Annotated in this window: 15 protein-coding genes; all 15 read left to right on the top strand. The window is 37.8% G+C overall.

Annotation, left to right across the window (positions count from 1 at the left end; translation table 11 throughout):
• The first annotated feature begins 49 nt into the window (after positions 1-49).
• The 15 genes from PQ474_RS01865 (at position 50) to PQ474_RS01935 (ending at position 15,604) form a co-directional block, all read left to right on the top strand.
• Positions 50-292 carry a YlmC/YmxH family sporulation protein gene (locus PQ474_RS01865; protein ID WP_273840059.1) on the top strand — a complete coding sequence of 81 codons (243 nt, stop codon included), beginning with the start codon at positions 50-52 and terminating at the stop codon, positions 290-292.
• 325 nt (positions 293-617) lie between these two features.
• The gene (gene dpaA / locus PQ474_RS01870) at positions 618-1,502 is read left to right on the top strand and encodes a dipicolinic acid synthetase subunit A (protein ID WP_273840062.1); all 885 of its coding nucleotides are present in this window, start codon (positions 618-620) and stop codon (positions 1,500-1,502) included.
• A 13-nt stretch (positions 1,503-1,515) separates the two neighbouring features.
• On the top strand, positions 1,516-2,109 hold the full coding sequence (locus PQ474_RS01875) for a dipicolinate synthase subunit B (protein ID WP_273840065.1): 594 nt from the start codon (positions 1,516-1,518) through the stop codon (positions 2,107-2,109).
• Positions 2,110-2,258: 149 nt separating this feature from the next.
• A complete protein-coding gene (gene asd, locus PQ474_RS01880) occupies positions 2,259-3,299 on the top strand; it encodes an aspartate-semialdehyde dehydrogenase (RefSeq protein ID WP_273840067.1) in 1,041 nt (346 codons plus the stop codon).
• 16 nt (positions 3,300-3,315) lie between these two features.
• Positions 3,316-4,545 carry an aspartate kinase gene (gene dapG, locus PQ474_RS01885; protein ID WP_273840070.1) on the top strand — a complete coding sequence of 410 codons (1,230 nt, stop codon included), beginning with the start codon at positions 3,316-3,318 and terminating at the stop codon, positions 4,543-4,545.
• 33 nt (positions 4,546-4,578) lie between these two features.
• Complete coding sequence (gene dapA / locus PQ474_RS01890) at positions 4,579-5,448, top strand: 4-hydroxy-tetrahydrodipicolinate synthase (RefSeq protein ID WP_273840073.1); 870 nt, start codon at positions 4,579-4,581, stop codon at positions 5,446-5,448.
• 331 nt (positions 5,449-5,779) lie between these two features.
• On the top strand, positions 5,780-7,447 hold the full coding sequence (locus tag PQ474_RS01895; protein ID WP_273840076.1) for a ribonuclease J: 1,668 nt from the start codon (positions 5,780-5,782) through the stop codon (positions 7,445-7,447).
• 254 nt (positions 7,448-7,701) lie between these two features.
• Positions 7,702-8,406 carry a ClpP family protease gene (locus PQ474_RS01900; protein WP_390186141.1) on the top strand — a complete coding sequence of 235 codons (705 nt, stop codon included), beginning with the start codon at positions 7,702-7,704 and terminating at the stop codon, positions 8,404-8,406.
• Positions 8,403-8,624 (top strand): YlzJ-like family protein, encoded by a 222-nt coding sequence (locus PQ474_RS01905; protein WP_273840079.1) that lies wholly within the window; start codon positions 8,403-8,405, stop codon positions 8,622-8,624. The genes PQ474_RS01900 and PQ474_RS01905 overlap by 4 nt, the downstream gene beginning before the upstream one ends.
• Positions 8,625-8,742: 118 nt before the next feature.
• Positions 8,743-11,082: an FtsK/SpoIIIE family DNA translocase gene (locus tag PQ474_RS01910; protein ID WP_273840081.1), complete on the top strand. Its 2,340-nt coding sequence runs from the start codon at positions 8,743-8,745 to the stop codon at positions 11,080-11,082.
• Positions 11,083-11,115: 33 nt separating this feature from the next.
• Entirely contained in the window at positions 11,116-11,835 is a 720-nt protein-coding gene (locus PQ474_RS01915; protein WP_273840083.1) for a GntR family transcriptional regulator, read from the top strand.
• Between the two features lie 40 nt (positions 11,836-11,875).
• On the top strand, positions 11,876-13,162 hold the full coding sequence (yfmF, locus tag PQ474_RS01920) for an EF-P 5-aminopentanol modification-associated protein YfmF (RefSeq protein ID WP_390186007.1): 1,287 nt from the start codon (positions 11,876-11,878) through the stop codon (positions 13,160-13,162).
• Positions 13,159-14,454, top strand: coding sequence for an EF-P 5-aminopentanol modification-associated protein YfmH (gene yfmH / locus PQ474_RS01925; protein WP_273840087.1), 1,296 nt, complete (start codon positions 13,159-13,161; stop codon positions 14,452-14,454). Before yfmF ends, yfmH begins: the two co-directional genes overlap by 4 nt.
• A gap of 1 nt (position 14,455) precedes the next feature.
• The gene (gene ymfI, locus PQ474_RS01930) at positions 14,456-15,172 is read left to right on the top strand and encodes an elongation factor P 5-aminopentanone reductase (protein ID WP_273840089.1); all 717 of its coding nucleotides are present in this window, start codon (positions 14,456-14,458) and stop codon (positions 15,170-15,172) included.
• Positions 15,173-15,352: 180 nt separating this feature from the next.
• On the top strand, positions 15,353-15,604 hold the full coding sequence (locus tag PQ474_RS01935; protein WP_273840090.1) for a DUF3243 domain-containing protein: 252 nt from the start codon (positions 15,353-15,355) through the stop codon (positions 15,602-15,604).
• Positions 15,605-15,792 lie beyond the last annotated feature (188 nt).

The raw sequence follows: 15,792 nt of genomic DNA on the forward strand, positions 1-15,792 counted from the left end.
TTTTTCTCACATACTCTTTTACTACAAAGCAGGTCAGGGAGGTTTAATAATGAGACTAAGTGAAATAAGTAGCAAAGAAATTATTGACTACCAAAAAGGTGAGAGATTAGGGATACTAGGTCAGACGGATTTGTTAATCAATCAAGAAACAGGAGAAATTGAAGCTTTTATTATACCAACAATGAAATGGTTTGGATTTGGAAAAAAAGACAGAGAAGTAACGGTTTATTGGGAACAAATTAAAAAAATTGGAGAAGATATGATTATTATTAATCTTGATCCTTATGAATAACAGCCGTTCTCTCATAAGTTGGGATGAAATTTTTGTATGTTAACCGGTAAGAATAAGCGTTTTTCCTTTTTGAGAGTTTTCTTTTAAAAAGGATAAGTAAGCAGGCAGCCTATTTAAAGGCTGCTTTTTTGTGGTGTGTATAAATTAGACTCATGTCTATATAAAATGGTATTCACCTATCGATTACCTAACACATATGCTATGGTGAATCGTTGCTGTTCATCCTTTGCTTAAGAGGATTAGGGCTTGTATCAAAGTACCTCTTTCTATTTTAGCAGCCTGCGATGATATCAGATTCGCATGAAAGAAAGGAGAACAAGAGCAGATGTTAACAGACAAACACGTAGTCATTATTGGAGGAGATGCACGGCAATTAGAAATCATCCGTAAATTATCCACCCTTGATGCTAAAATCTCAATGGTAGGGTTCGATCAACTAAATGATGGTTTTATTGGTGCATCGAAACAAACGATGAATGATATCGATTGGTCAACCGTAGATGCTATCTTGTTACCTGTTAGTGGTATGAGTACGGATGGGAAAATTGAAACCATCTTCTCAAATGAAACGATAGAACTCGAACTAGACCAATTAAAAGAGACGCCAAAGCATTGTGTAGTTTATTCCGGGATCAGTAATGATTATCTTGACGATTGTATTGAAAAGGCCAATCGGTCCCTTGTGAAGTTAATGGAACGAGACGATGTGGCTATTTACAATTCAATTCCGACAGCGGAAGGAACCGTTATGATGGCGATTCAACATACAGATATAACCATTCATCGTGCTAAAGTAGCTGTTCTAGGGTTAGGAAGAGTAGGAATGTCAGTAGCAAGAACATTTAGTGCACTAGGTGCAAAGGTAAAAGTGGGTGCTAACACCTCGCATCAACTAGCTAGAATCACAGAAATGGGAATGCAGCCTTTTGACACAGCCAATTTAAAAGATGAGTTAAGAGACATTGATTTATGTATTAATACGATACCATCCCTTGTTATAACGGCAAATGTGTTAGCGGAAATGCCTCTACACACTCTTATTATTGATCTAGCCTCTAAGCCAGGTGGAACTGATTTTCGTTATGCAGAAAAAAGGGGAATGAAGGCGCTCTTGGCTCCTGGGTTACCAGGTATTGTTGCACCTAAAACAGCTGGTCAAATATTAGCGGATGTTTTAGCTGTGTTATTAACAAAAGAGTCGAATCATTAGAGGAGGATGAGTTATGTCTTTAAAAGGTAAACATATTGGGTTTGGTATATCAGCGTCACATTGCACTTATGAAGAAGTAATGCCTCAGATTGAAAAGTTAATCGCGCACGGTGCAAAGGTTACTCCATTTGTTTCGGGAAATGTAAAATCTACAGATACAAAATTTGGAACGAGTGCGTACTGGTTAAAGAGAATTGAAGAGATTACAAAAGAACCAATTGTTGATACCATTGTTAAAGCAGAGCCTTTTGGTCCTAAAACCCCATTAGATTGCATGGTTCTTGCTCCAATTACAGGTAATTCAACTAGTAAATTAGCAAATGCAATGACTGATGGTCCTGTTCTAATGGGCGCAAAAGCGACATTACGTAGTGGCAATCCAGTCGTTCTTGGGATCTCAACAAATGATGCATTAGGGCTTAATGGTGTAAACATTATGAAGCTCATGGCTACAAAAAATATTTATTTTATTCCTTTTGGTCAAGATGATCCTATTAAAAAACCGAACTCGTTAGTAGCCAGAATGGAAGCATTAGTGGAAACGGTTGAGTCTGCTATAGCTGGTAAGCAATTACAGCCTGTACTAGTTGAAAAATTCAGAGATTAAGCAATTCACGTGGTTGCATAAAAGAAATATTTCCCTTAAAGTTTAATAGAGGAAACAGCAGATACAAAATAAGATGGATGTGCTATAATCATTCCATCTTAAAGAAAAAAACTCTATTAAATTGGAAGTAGACGAGGGGAGACTGACAAATGTCAAATTATCATGTAGCCGTAGTTGGTGCAACTGGAGCAGTTGGTCAACAAATGTTAAAAACACTAGAAGAAAGAGATTTTCCGATTGCTAGTTTAAAACTATTATCTTCAAAACGATCAGCGGGGAAGGTTTTAACTTTCAAAGGGAAAGAATATACAGTAGAAGAAGCGACACCTGAATCATTTGAGGGTGTGCAAATTGCTCTGTTTTCAGCAGGTGGGTCTGTTTCAAAGGCGTTAGCACCAGAAGCTGTAAAGCGTGGAGCAATCGTTGTAGATAATACGAGTGCGTTTAGAATGGACCCTAATGTGCCACTTGTCGTGCCAGAAGTGAATGAAGAAGACTTACGCACTCATAATGGGATTATTGCAAATCCAAATTGTTCAACGATTCAAATGGTTGTTGCATTAGAACCAATTCGTGAAAAGTATGGACTGAAAAAAGTAATCGTTTCAACATATCAAGCTGTTTCAGGTGCTGGGCTTGAAGCTATTGAAGAAATGAAACAACAAACAAAAGACATTTTAGAAGGAAATGAATTCACACCTGAAATTTTGCCAGTAGGTGGAGACAAAAAGCATTATCAAATTGCTTTTAATGCGATTCCACAAATCGATTTGTTCCAAGACAATGGGTATACATTTGAGGAACTTAAAATGATTAACGAAACAAAGAAAATTATGCATATGGCAGAGCTTGAAGTTGCAGCAACTTGTGTACGCCTTCCTATCGAAACAGGACATTCTGAATCTGTTTATATTGAAACAGAAAAAGGTGGAGCTACAGTTGCTGAAATTAAAGACCTTCTATCATTAGCTCCTGGAGTTACTCTTCAAGATGATCCAGCGAATCAAGTGTACCCACTTGCTTCAGAGTGTGTAGGCAAAAATGATGTATTTGTTGGACGTATTCGTCATGACCTTGATCGTGATAACGGCTATCACATGTGGATTGTGTCAGATAACCTACTAAAAGGTGCAGCGTGGAATTCAGTTCAAATTGCTGAAAGTCTTGCTAAATTAGAGCTTCTATCGTAATCAAAGTAGGTGTCTTATGAAAATTATTGTTCAGAAATTTGGCGGTACTTCTGTACGCGATCAAAAAAGTAGATCGCTTGCAGCTAATCATGTAAAAAAAGCTGTAGAAGATGGTTATAAAGTGGTGGTTGTTGTTTCAGCTATGGGACGTAAAGGTGAACCATATGCAACGGATACTTTACTTGAATTGATTAATGAAAAGCATATAACTAAACGAGAGCAAGACCTTCTTGTTTCTTGTGGAGAAGTAATCTCATCCGTTGTTTTTTCCAATCTCCTAAAGGAAATGGGGTTAACCTCTATAGCTTGTACAGGAGCTCAAGCGGGTTTTCAAACAAATAACGATTTTGCAAATGCAAAGATCATCGATATGAATTGTGAGTTTGTTAAAGAGCAACTGACTACACAAGATGTTGTCGTGGTTGCTGGCTTTCAAGGTCAAACCTCCACCGGAGAAATTACAACACTTGGAAGAGGTGGTAGTGATACGTCAGCAACAGCTCTAGGTGCGGCTCTTCAAGCTGAGTGGGTTGATATTTTTACTGATGTTGAAGGGGTTATGACTGCCGATCCGCGTATTGTAAAAGACGCCCAGCCGCTAGACACAATGTCTTACGAAGAAATTTGTAATATGGCTTACCAAGGAGCAAAGGTAATCCACCCTAGAGCTGTGGAAGTTGCCATGCAAGCGAAAATTCCTATTCATGTTCGGTCGACGTATTCTGAAAGTAGAGGAACTCTTGTGACCGTGAAGGTTACAGAGAGGACCGCAGAAGTTAGAGACCGACTCATTACTGGAATAACAAACTTAGCGAACATCTCTCAAATTAAGATTTTTGCCAAAGATGGCGAGTATCACTTACAAGAAAAAGTATTTAAAGCGATGGCAGCAGCGGAGATTAGTGTTGACTTTATTAATATTAATCCTCGTGGTGTTGTCTATACCGTAATGGAAGAAGTAACAGATAAAGCAATTGAAGTCCTTCACCAAATGGGATATGAACCTGTTGTAGCAAGAGGCTGTGCAAAAGTTTCAGCTGTTGGAGCAGGAATGACTGGGGTTCCCGGTGTAACAGCGAAAATCGTTAGTGCACTCTCGCAGAACAACATCCAAATCCTTCAATCAGCAGATTCGCATACGACCATTTGGGTCTTAGTAAAAGAAGAAGATATGGTTAAAGCAGTAAACGCACTCCATCAAATGTTTCATTTGGAACAACTAGGGCACCAACAAGACTTTAGTTGATTAGAATACCCTAAAACAAGGAGCTGAAGGGTTATGGACTTTGGCCATATTCTTACTGCGATGGTTACTCCTTTTAACCAAAAAGGCTTAATAGATGTTGAAAAAACAAAGAGTCTTATTGATCACCTGATAGCAAACGGAACCGACGCGCTTGTTGTAGCCGGAACGACTGGAGAGTCACCTACACTTTCAACACAAGAAAAATTAGAGCTTTTTCAGTTATGTGTGGACTACGTAAATCATCGCGTCCCTGTTATTGCTGGAACAGGGAGCAATAATACGCAGGCATCGATTGAGTTAACAAAAGCAGCAACGGACATTGGTGTAGATGGCATCATGCTCGTTGTTCCCTATTACAATAAGCCTTCTCAGGAAGGGATGTATGAACACTTTAAAAAGATTGCAGAGTCAACAAAACTGCCAGTAATGCTTTATAACGTGCCAGGAAGAACAGGTTCACACCTTGCAGTTGAAACAACTATTGCGTTAGCAAAAGTACCAAACATTGTTTCGATTAAAGAGGCAAGTGGGGATTTGGAGCAGATGGCAGCCATTGTCTCTGCGACTGATTCTGATTTCCGGTTATACACAGGAGATGATGCCAATACGCTACCGGCAATGGCAATTGGTGCGCATGGAGTCGTTTCTGTTGCGGCACATGTGATAGGGAATGAAATGCAAGAAATGATTACTTTTTTCCAGAGTGGAAGTGTGAATGAAGCAGGGAAGTGTCATAGGACACTGCTACCAATTATGAAAGCCATGTTTCTTGCGCCCAACCCGACTTGTATCAAATATGCTCTAAATACAATTGGGATTCAAGTTGGAGGGGTCCGCCTCCCGCTTACACCTTTAAAAGTAAGTCAAGAACATGAAGTAAAGAAGCTATTACAAAAAAGTTAATCCAATAGGATTAGCTTTTTTTGTTGTACTAAGAAAAATTTTTTTCAAATATGAATAATTGTTATTTATTTCAAAAAATAGAAAATTTTATAGTGTTTGTCTTAGGTTTACATTCGAGGAAGTTCAGTCTTGTTTTTCGTTTACCTGATAAGGTATACTAAATGTAATTGATTTGTTCGGGTTGGATTTGATCGTAGGCTTTTTATATACGGTCGTCTGTTATTTTAGCGATAGTTAGATCATCTATGCCAAGGATGAGTGAACGTTAGTAAGAGTAATAGTGAAAGCTAATTCGGTATGAGTTAAGTTCATATAGTAGGAGGAACGTCCATTGTCAAAAGATTATATAGAGAAAGTTCGTGTTTTTGCCTTAGGTGGAGTCGGTGAAATAGGTAAAAACATGTACGTAGTTGAGGTTGATGAAGATATCCTCGTGGTAGATGCTGGGTTAATGTTCCCAGATGACGACATGTTGGGTGTTGATATTGTTATTCCAGATGTATCTTACTTAGTTGAAAATGCAGATCGTGTACAAGGAATTTTCCTGACACATGGGCATGAAGATCATATTGGTGGGCTATCTTATGTATTAAAGAAAATTAATGTTCCGGTTTACGGAACAAAACTAACCCTTGGCTTAGTAGAAGAAAAGTTAAAAGAAGCAGGAATTATCCGTCAAACTACATTAAGATTGATAGATGAAAATTCAAAAATTACAGCTGGATCGACATCGGTTAGCTTTTTCCGTACAAATCATAGTATTCCTGATTCCGTTGGTGTATGTTTTGAAACATCACAAGGGGCAATCGTCCATACAGGGGACTTTAAATTTGATCAAACTCCTGTTGATGGGAAACAAGCTGATATTGGTAAGATGGCTGCAATCGGTGAGCGTGGAGTCCTATGTCTTTTGTCAGATAGTACAAATGCAGAGCGACCAGGCTTAACAAAGTCTGAAACAGAAGTTGGACAAGGTATTTCTGAAGTGTTTGAACATACACAAGGGCGTATCATTGTCACAACATTTGCTTCAAATGTTCATAGAATTCAACAAGTGATTCAAGCGTCAGTAAAAGCTAATCGTAAAATGGCGATTGTAGGAAAAAGCATGATTCGCGTGATAACGATTGCTACAAAACTTGGATATATTGATGCTCCAAAGGATTTATTTATTGAAATTGATGAGGTTGGTAAATATCGTGATGAACGTTTAGTTATATTGACAACTGGCTCACAAGGTGAACCAATGTCTGCTTTAACACGTATGGCAAAAGGGGCACATCGCCAAATTAGAATAACATCTGAAGATACGGTTATTATTGCCGCTTCTGCGATTCCTGGTAATGAACGCTCTGTCTCTGCGGTTATTGATAAATTGTATAGACTAGGGGCAGAAGTGGTTTATGGATCGCAAAGTGTTCATGCTTCTGGACACGGTAGTCAAGAAGAATTAAAGCTCATGTTAAACTTAATGAAGCCTAAATATTTTGTTCCAATCCATGGAGAATTCCGAATGCAACATGCTCATCGCGAGCTTGGCATTCAAACTGGTGTTCCGCAGGAAAATATCTTTTTAGTGGACAAAGGAGAAGTAGTTGAGTTCACGAATGGACAAGCTAGGAAAACGGGTAAAGTTCCTTCTGGCAATGTACTGATTGATGGGCTTGGTGTTGGCGATGTTGGGAATATCGTATTAAGAGACCGTCGCTTGCTCTCAAAAGATGGAATACTTGTAGTCGTTGTTACGCTAAACAAGAAGACAGGTGAATTTGTATCGGGGCCAAACATTATTTCTCGTGGATTTGTCTATGTGAGAGAATCAGAGAAATTACTTGAAGATGCAAATGAATTAGTCAGTGTTATTTTGAAAAAATGTGTGAATGAAAATGTGAATGAGTGGTCTTCATTAAAGAGCAATGTCAGAGAAGGACTAAGTCGATTCTTGTTTGAAAAAACAAAGAGACGTCCAATGATTTTGCCAATTATTATGGAAGTATAAAGTACAATGCTAAGAAATCGGATATTTTTATATCCGATTTTTTTGTTTTTTTAATTTGTTAAGTAGGTACATAACACGTGGCTAGTGAAATGCATGGGCGTTTCACTAGAGAAATAAGAAAACTTTATGAGAAGTTGATCTTTCTTTTGGATGATAAAGGTGGAACGCGTTCATACTATTCCTAGATATGTTAAAGGAGGAAGTTGTGAATGACGATGGATAACCCGAACCCGGAACAACAACCAGCACCTGCCATGCCACAAAAGGATACAAAAAACTCAGGAATCATTGAGAAGATTCAAGAATTAGGTCAGACAAATGTACCCGATATGGGACACTCTAATATACATTGTATGACAGTAGTGGGACAGATTGAAGGTCATATGCAACTCCCACCACAAAACAAAACAACCAAATATGAACACATTATTCCTCAGTTAGTTGCTATTGAACAGAATCCTAAAATTGAAGGACTCTTATTAGTGCTAAATACAGTCGGTGGAGATGTAGAAGCTGGATTAGCTATTTCTGAAATGATTGCATCAATGTCTAAACCTTCCGTTACTCTCGTTTTAGGAGGTGGTCATTCTATTGGTGTACCTATTGCTGTGGCAGCGAATCATAGCTTTATAGCGGAGACAGCAACGATGACCATTCACCCAGTCAGACTAACAGGATTAGTAATAGGCGTACCGCAAACGTTTGAATATTTAGATAAAATGCAAGAACGTGTGATTAATTTTGTTACAAAAAATTCTGGTATTACAGAAGAGAAATTTAAAGAATTAATGTTTTCAAAAGGCAATTTGACTAGAGATATTGGTACGAATGTCGTTGGGACAGATGCAGTAGAGTATGGGCTTATTAATGAAGTTGGTGGAATTGGTCAAGCACTGAAAAAGCTAAATGAATTAATTGATCAAAATAAACCTAATCCCCAAGGAGATGTTGTTCAATGATTCTCTATACGATGATGCCACCTGAATATATATTTCCTGAAGATGAAAACAACTGGAGTTCTCAACAAGTGATCTCATGTGAAGCAGGGCATTTAGTCGTTGAACAAATAAATCATACACAGTATCGAGTTGTTCGACTAATTAGTGGAAATGCAATGAATTATCTCGATGAAAAATATTCACCAGGGTCAATAATTCAAGCAAAACCTCAACTTTAGCTATGTAGACAAGGAATGTCTTATGCTATAATTAATTTAATCCAAGCATGGTCGAAGCAGCCAATTTTGGCTGCTTCTTATATATGTTGGTTAGATTTAGTAGCAAAGGGTGAAATGTATGGCTAGGCGAAAGAAAAAAAGAAAAACCGAGTGGAAATCGCAGCTAACGTATGAATTGATCGGTCTCGGCTTACTAGTCATTGCCGTTGTAACATTTGCACGAATAGGCACCGTCGGGGAAACGATCGTCAGGTTATTTCGATTTTTTTTAGGTGAATGGTTTATCGTGCTTGCAATAGGGCTTCTAGTTGTTTCTTTGTACATAATGATCAAACGACAAAATCCAAAGCTTTGGTCGAGGAGAATCTCAGGGTTATATGTTTTAATCCTTTCATTTGTTCTCTTTAGTCATGTTGGGCTTTTTCATCAATTGAGCGGGCGAGAGGGTTTCTCTGATCAATCTGTTATTCGTAATACTTGGCGCTTGTTTTGGATGGAGATGAGAGGAGAAACGCCTCCTGCAGACTTAGGTGGTGGAATGGTTGGCTCCATCGCATTTGCTGTCAGCCATTTTTTGTTTGCGGAAATGGGTACATACTTTTTATGTTTCATTCTTTTCATTGTTGGATTCATTTTAATGACAGGAAAATCTATTTCAGAATTGGTTGGTAAAGGTTTTAGGAAGTTTTATTTATTTGTACATGATACGTTCAGTAGTCTATTTCAAGAATTGAACCATATGCGAGAGAAAGCTAAAGAACGAATTCAAGAAGAAAGAGAGGCACAAAAGTCAAAAAAACAAGCTCGTGAAGAAGAAAAAAAGCAGTCATTTAATGAAGTAGAAGTTGAAGAAGAGCCACCTAATAAAATTGAGCCTGAAATTGTAGATTTTACTCAAAAGGCTTACCGAGCTGTGCAACAAGAGAAAAAGCAAACTGTGCAAGGAGATAAACAACAGATAGAAGGTGAACCTGAAGAAGGGGATGTTGATGTTCAACAGCCACTTGTAACAGCACAGGAGACTAATAAGGCTTATAAACTACCAAGTGTTGATATTCTGAAACTACCTAATAATCCAAGTCAAATAAATGAAAAAAGACATTTGACTGCAAATGCAAAAAAACTTGAAGAGACGTTAGAGAGTTTTGGTGTTAAAGCGCGAGTATCAAAAGTTCATTTAGGACCAGCGGTTACAAAATATGAAGTGAATCCAAGTGTTGGGGTCAAGGTAAGTAAAATTGTCAATTTGGCAGATGATCTAGCTTTAGCCCTTGCCGCTAAAGATATTCGAATTGAAGCGCCAATTCCTGGTAAGTCAGCTATTGGTATCGAAGTGCCTAACCAAGAAGTTGCTATTGTAACTTTAAGAGAAGTACTTGATTCACCTGAATCTGAGAAGGATGAAAATGTCCTTTCTGTTGGTCTTGGACGTGACATCTCAGGAGAACCTGTATTAGCGCACTTAAATAAAATGCCTCACTTACTTGTTGCTGGAGCAACCGGTAGCGGAAAGAGTGTTTGTATTAATGGCATAATCACGAGCATTTTATTAAAAGCGAAACCACATGAAGTAAAACTAATGATGGTTGATCCGAAAATGGTGGAGTTAACGATATACAATGGAATTCCTCACTTGTTAACCCCTGTTGTAACAGAGCCTAAAAAGGCATCACAAGCCTTGAAAAAGGTCGTTGCAGAAATGGAAAGACGGTATGATTTATTTTCACATAGTGGAACTCGAAATATTGAAGGGTATAATGATCTCGTAAAACGCCAAAATGAAACAGAAGAAGCAAAACAACCATTACTACCTTATATTGTTGTCATTGTGGACGAGTTAGCAGATTTAATGATGGTAGCTTCTGGAGATGTAGAAGATTCTATTGCTAGACTTGCACAGATGGCGCGTGCTGCAGGAATTCATATGATTATCGCTACACAACGCCCTTCAGTTGATGTCATCACAGGTGTGATAAAAGCTAATATTCCTTCAAGAATTGCGTTTGGGGTGTCCTCGCAAATCGACTCAAGGACTATTTTAGACTCAGGGGGAGCTGAAAAATTGCTCGGCCGTGGAGATATGCTTTACATGCCAGTTGGTGCAACGAAACCTAAGCGAATTCAAGGGGCATTTTTGTCTGATGGTGAAGTTGAAGAAGTCGTTAATTTTGTTATTTCCCAACAAAAAGCTCAATATCAAGAAGATATGGCTCCATCGGAAGAAAAAGTTGTTGCTGAGAAAGTAGAAGATGATTTATATGATGCTGCTGTTGAGCTTGTAACGGAAATGAACACTGCTTCTGTCTCAATGTTACAAAGAAGGTTTAGAATTGGTTATACAAGAGCAGCAAGACTCATTGATGAGATGGAAGTTAGAGGGATTGTTGGTCCATATGAAGGCAGTAAACCGAGGGAAGTACTTATTGAAAAACCTAGAGAAGATGAGGCTTCCATTTAAGTAAATTGGGGAACCGTGGAAGGGGTGGAGAGTGTGATCAAAGCAGACCACAGACCTTTATATTTACAGGTGATAGACCGTATAAAGGACGATATAGAAAAGAAAGTTTATGAAGAGGGAGAGAAGTTACCTTCAGAGTTTGAGCTCTCAAAAATTTTAGGGGTAAGTCGTGCTACGTTGAGAGAGGCATTACGACTTTTAGAAGAAGAAAATGTTGTCGTTCGTAGGCATGGAGTAGGGACATTTGTTCACTCTAAACCACTATTTTCAGCAGGTATTGAAGAATTATACAGTGTTACTGATATGATTGTTAAAGCAAATATGGAACCAGGAACGATTTTCCTATCATCAGCCGTACAAATGGCGACAGATGAAGATCGAAAGAAATTTTTAAAAGAGGAATTAGCAGAAATTATGGAAATTGAACGAGTGAGAACCGCGGATGGCTCACCTGTTGTCTACTGTTTGGACAGAATTCCGAATGATCTACTAAAAAATCATTCGATCCATGAAACAAAATCGATCTTTCACTTCCTAGAAGAAATTGGTCATTCCATTACATATGCGATTACGTATATTGAACCAATTGGCTACCATGAACACGTATCAGAGCTACTCGAATGTGAGCCTGGTTCCTCACTATTGTTACTGAAACAAATGCATTATGATCAATCAGAACAGCCTTTGTTATACTCATTAAATTATTTTCGTGCAGATAAATTTAAGTTTCACGTAGTAAGAAAAAGAGTGTAAGCATAACCTAAGCAAGATTGGTAAAAAGGAGATGATGAACGTGGAACAACTAATTGAGCGTGTTCATGAATTGAAAGGATTAACCGTTCATTCGATGCATACGAATAAGTACAAAACCAATTCACTCATTTTAATGATAAAAGCACCGTTAATGAAAGAAACTGTAGCGATGCGAGCATTACTTCCCCATCTCTTGCAGAATGGTACGGCAAAAAGCCCGACGAGAAAAAAGTTACGTGAACGACTTGATGATATGTACGGAGCTATGCTTGCTACGGATGTCCAGAAAAAAGGTGAAGAACATGTAATTACCATTCGCCTAGACGTAGCCAATGAACGTTTTCTCTCGGATTCTACTCCACTATTTGAGAAAGCTATCGAGTTATTAGCTGAGGTCGTTTTTAATCCAAACGTAGAAGGGGATTCGTTTGTTAACTCAGTGGTAGAGAGTGAGAAGCGATCGCTAAAGCAACGGATTAAATCGGTGTATGATGATAAGATGCGTTATGCAAATGTCCGTGTGACAGAAGAAATGTGCAAAAATGAGCCTTTTGCTCTAACTGCGTTTGGAACAGAAGAGGAAGTAGAAGCCGTTTCGTCTACATCGATATACGAATATTACAAAAATGTACTACAAACGAATCAATTCGACCTTTATATGGTAGGAGCTTTTGATGAGGACAAAGCAGCTAATTTGGTTACAACCCACTTTAAAAAGCTAGCAGATAAACAAGCAGTAGTACCTAATCAAACATCTCCAAGTCCGAATGTAACAGAGGTTAATATCGTAAATGAAGAACAGGACGTCAAACAAGGAAAGCTTCATATGGGTTTTCGTACTTATACGACATATGGTGATGATGATTATGTAGCCATGCAAGTGTGCAATGGGCTTTATGGAGCCTTTTCTCATTCGAAGCTTTTTATGAACGTACGTGAAAAAGAAAGTCTAGCGTACTACGCAGCTTCCAGATTTGAAAGCCATAAAGGCGTCATGATGGTTATGTCAGGGATTGAGTTTAGTAAATATGACCGAGCGGTTGAGATTATAAAAGAACAATTTGAAGCAATGAAAAAAGGTGATTTTACAGAAGCTGAGGTTGAACAAACAAAAGCGATGTTGAAAAATCAAATTCTCGAGACAGCCGATGTTGCGCGAGGCTTAGTTGAATTGTCCTACCATCAAGTTGTTAGTGGAAAAAAACGAACGATTGAAGAATGGATGCAACAAATTGATGCAGTAACAAAAGAAGATATTGTAAAAGTGGCTGAAAAAGTTCGTTTGGATACGATTTATTTCTTAACAGGTAAGGAGGCGAACCAATGAAACCAGTTCAATTCTCACAAGTAGAAGAAACTCTTTATCATGAGAAGTTAGATAATGGTTTGGATGTATATATCCTTCCGAAAGAAGGGTTCAACAAAACATTTGCTACTTTTACAACCAAATACGGGTCAATTGATCAAAAATTTACACCTCTAGGGAAAAAGGATCCTGTTCAAGTTCCTGACGGGATTGCCCATTTTCTTGAACATAAAATGTTCGAAGATGAAGAAGGAGATGTATTTCAAGATTTCAGTAAACAAGGGGCTTCGGCTAATGCCTTCACGAGTTTTACTCGTACGGCGTATTTGTTCTCTAGTACGACGAACGTAGAAAAAAATCTTGAAACCTTGTTAGATTTTGTCCAACATCCTTATTTTACGGAAGAGAGTGTTGAAAAAGAAAAGGGAATAATAAATCAAGAAATTACAATGTATGATGATAATCCTGATTGGAGAGCCTATTTTGGCGTAATTGAAAATATGTTCCACACACACCCTGTAAAGATTGATATTGCAGGTACAATTGAATCTATTTCTCATATTACAAAGGATCTATTGTATACATGTTATGAAACCTTCTATCATCCTGCAAATATGTTATTATTTGTTATTGGTCCAGTTGATCCCGAAGAAGTGATGGCTCAAGTTAAAAAGAACCAATCGCAGAAAGAATTTTCGAAGTTAGTAGAGATCGAGCGTTTCTTTGATGAAGAACCGGATACTGTAGCAAAAGAAAAAAATGTCATTACGATGCCTGTACAGACTCCGAAATGTTTGATGGGATTTAAAGAAAAAGGAGCATCACGTCAAGGTAACGAACTTTTGGAAAGGGAATTATCACTGAATATCCTTCTAGATCTCATGTTTGGACAGAGTTCAGATAATTATCAAGCCTTATTTGATGAAGGACTTATCGATGATTCGTTTTCTTTTGACCATTCAGCAGAGGCGGGGTTTGGTTTCACCATTATTGGTGGAGATACGATGTATCCAGATAAACTATCTCAACGAATTAAAGAAATGGTTGAAACATTTAAGGAAACTAAACTTACAGAGGAGCAAGTGAAACGTGCAATTAAGAAGAAAATTGGTTCATTTTTACGTTCATTAAATTCACCTGAATATATAGCGAACCAGTTTACTCGCTATGAGTTTAACGAGATGAATCTATTTGATGTCGTTTCCATGTTAGAAAGCCTTAAAGTAGATCATTTGCAGAAAGTGTTAGAAGATCATTTTCAATTTGATCGATTCACGGTTTGTCAAGTGAAAGCGGAAGGGTTTGAAGAATAGAATGAAACAAATTTTAATTACGGGGGCATCAGGAGGGATTGGTTCAGCCATTGCAAAAGAGCTGGCTTCTCCTAGCTGCTCTCTTTTTTTGCATTATGGTCAGAACGAGGCAGCTGTAACAAAGGTGGCAAATGAATGTAGTCAAAAAGGAGCAACAGTTACTTTAGTCAAGGCAGATTTAACTAATGATGAAGGTGATAAAGAGCTCCTTAGTCAACTTCCAATCACTCCCTTCGAGATCATTGTACATAATGCGGGAATCTCTCACTTTGGTTTGTTTACAGATGTTACAGATCAACATTTAACTGAGATAATGAATATACATTTACTCAATCCAATGAAAGTAACAAGAAACCTCTTGCCTATGATGATCGAACAGCAACAAGGCAAAATTGTGATGATTTCATCCATATGGGGATTAACAGGAGCTTCCTGTGAAGTAATTTACTCCGCAGCAAAAGGCGGATTGAATAGTTTTGTTAAAGGATTAGCAAAGGAAGTAGCTCCGAGTCGTATTCAAGTGAATGGTGTTGCTCCAGGAGCAATAGCTACAAATATGTTAAACGTGGAAGATTATGAGCAATTAATCGATGAGATTCCTGCCAATGTTTTAGGAACCCCAGAAGATGTGGCCAATGCAGTGATGTTTTTAGCTTCAGATAAAGCTCATTATATAAATGGACAAATTCTCTCCGTAAACGGAGCTTGGCATTGTTAATCGGAACTGAATGACTTGTACATTTTCAAGTGTAAACGATTTATGACTCTTCAACTTTACAAAAAGATCTGAAGTTGTATCCTGCCATTTTTAAAAAGTCCCTAAAAATTGAAATGATGAATAATCTCGTTGAAATTAGAAAAAATAAAAGCGAAGTACATTATCAAGGAGGGGCTAAATATGTCTGTACTCGACAATTGGGAACAATGGAAAGATTTTTTAGGTAACCGATTAAACCAAGCTGAAAATGAAGGAATGAGCTCAAATGTTGTGTCTGATGTTGCTTATCAAGTTGGTGAGTACCTAGCACAGCAAGTTGAACCTAAAAACGAGCAAGAGCGTGTTCTAGCTGAACTATGGAAAGTGGCAGATGAACAAGAACAACATGCTATTGCAAACATGATGGTAAAGCTTGTTCAAAATGAAGGCTAACATGATAAAAACGTCGCTATCGCGACGTTTTTTATTTATACTGTTTTTACATAATCTAGCCTCAAGGAAGCAAACTGTTTAATGATGATTGTAAAACATATGTATGATTCATCTGTCAACCTACAATTATTTCCGACAAAGTTCTTTCATTTATATTCAAAATCAATTATCATGATAGTTGAATACAT

It is taken from the genome of Halalkalibacter alkalisediminis (assembly GCF_028610705.1).
In the GTDB taxonomy this organism is placed as follows: domain Bacteria; phylum Bacillota; class Bacilli; order Bacillales; family Bacillaceae_D; genus Halalkalibacter; species Halalkalibacter alkalisediminis.

What these genes read in the sequence shown, in the direction of transcription:
- PQ474_RS01865 (WP_273840059.1), top strand. Translation starts at nt 50, where the DNA reads ATGAGACTAAGTGAAATAAGTAGCAAAGAAATTATTGACTACCAAAAA.
- dpaA (WP_273840062.1), top strand. Translation starts at nt 618, where the DNA reads ATGTTAACAGACAAACACGTAGTCATTATTGGAGGAGATGCACGGCAA.
- PQ474_RS01875 (WP_273840065.1), top strand. Translation starts at nt 1,516, where the DNA reads ATGTCTTTAAAAGGTAAACATATTGGGTTTGGTATATCAGCGTCACAT.
- asd (WP_273840067.1), top strand. Translation starts at nt 2,259, where the DNA reads ATGTCAAATTATCATGTAGCCGTAGTTGGTGCAACTGGAGCAGTTGGT.
- dapG (WP_273840070.1), top strand. Translation starts at nt 3,316, where the DNA reads ATGAAAATTATTGTTCAGAAATTTGGCGGTACTTCTGTACGCGATCAA.
- dapA (WP_273840073.1), top strand. Translation starts at nt 4,579, where the DNA reads ATGGACTTTGGCCATATTCTTACTGCGATGGTTACTCCTTTTAACCAA.
- PQ474_RS01900 (WP_390186141.1), top strand. Translation starts at nt 7,702, where the DNA reads ATGCCACAAAAGGATACAAAAAACTCAGGAATCATTGAGAAGATTCAA.
- PQ474_RS01905 (WP_273840079.1), top strand. Translation starts at nt 8,403, where the DNA reads ATGATTCTCTATACGATGATGCCACCTGAATATATATTTCCTGAAGAT.
- PQ474_RS01910 (WP_273840081.1), top strand. Translation starts at nt 8,743, where the DNA reads ATGGCTAGGCGAAAGAAAAAAAGAAAAACCGAGTGGAAATCGCAGCTA.
- yfmH (WP_273840087.1), top strand. Translation starts at nt 13,159, where the DNA reads ATGAAACCAGTTCAATTCTCACAAGTAGAAGAAACTCTTTATCATGAG.
- ymfI (WP_273840089.1), top strand. Translation starts at nt 14,456, where the DNA reads ATGAAACAAATTTTAATTACGGGGGCATCAGGAGGGATTGGTTCAGCC.
- PQ474_RS01935 (WP_273840090.1), top strand. Translation starts at nt 15,353, where the DNA reads ATGTCTGTACTCGACAATTGGGAACAATGGAAAGATTTTTTAGGTAAC.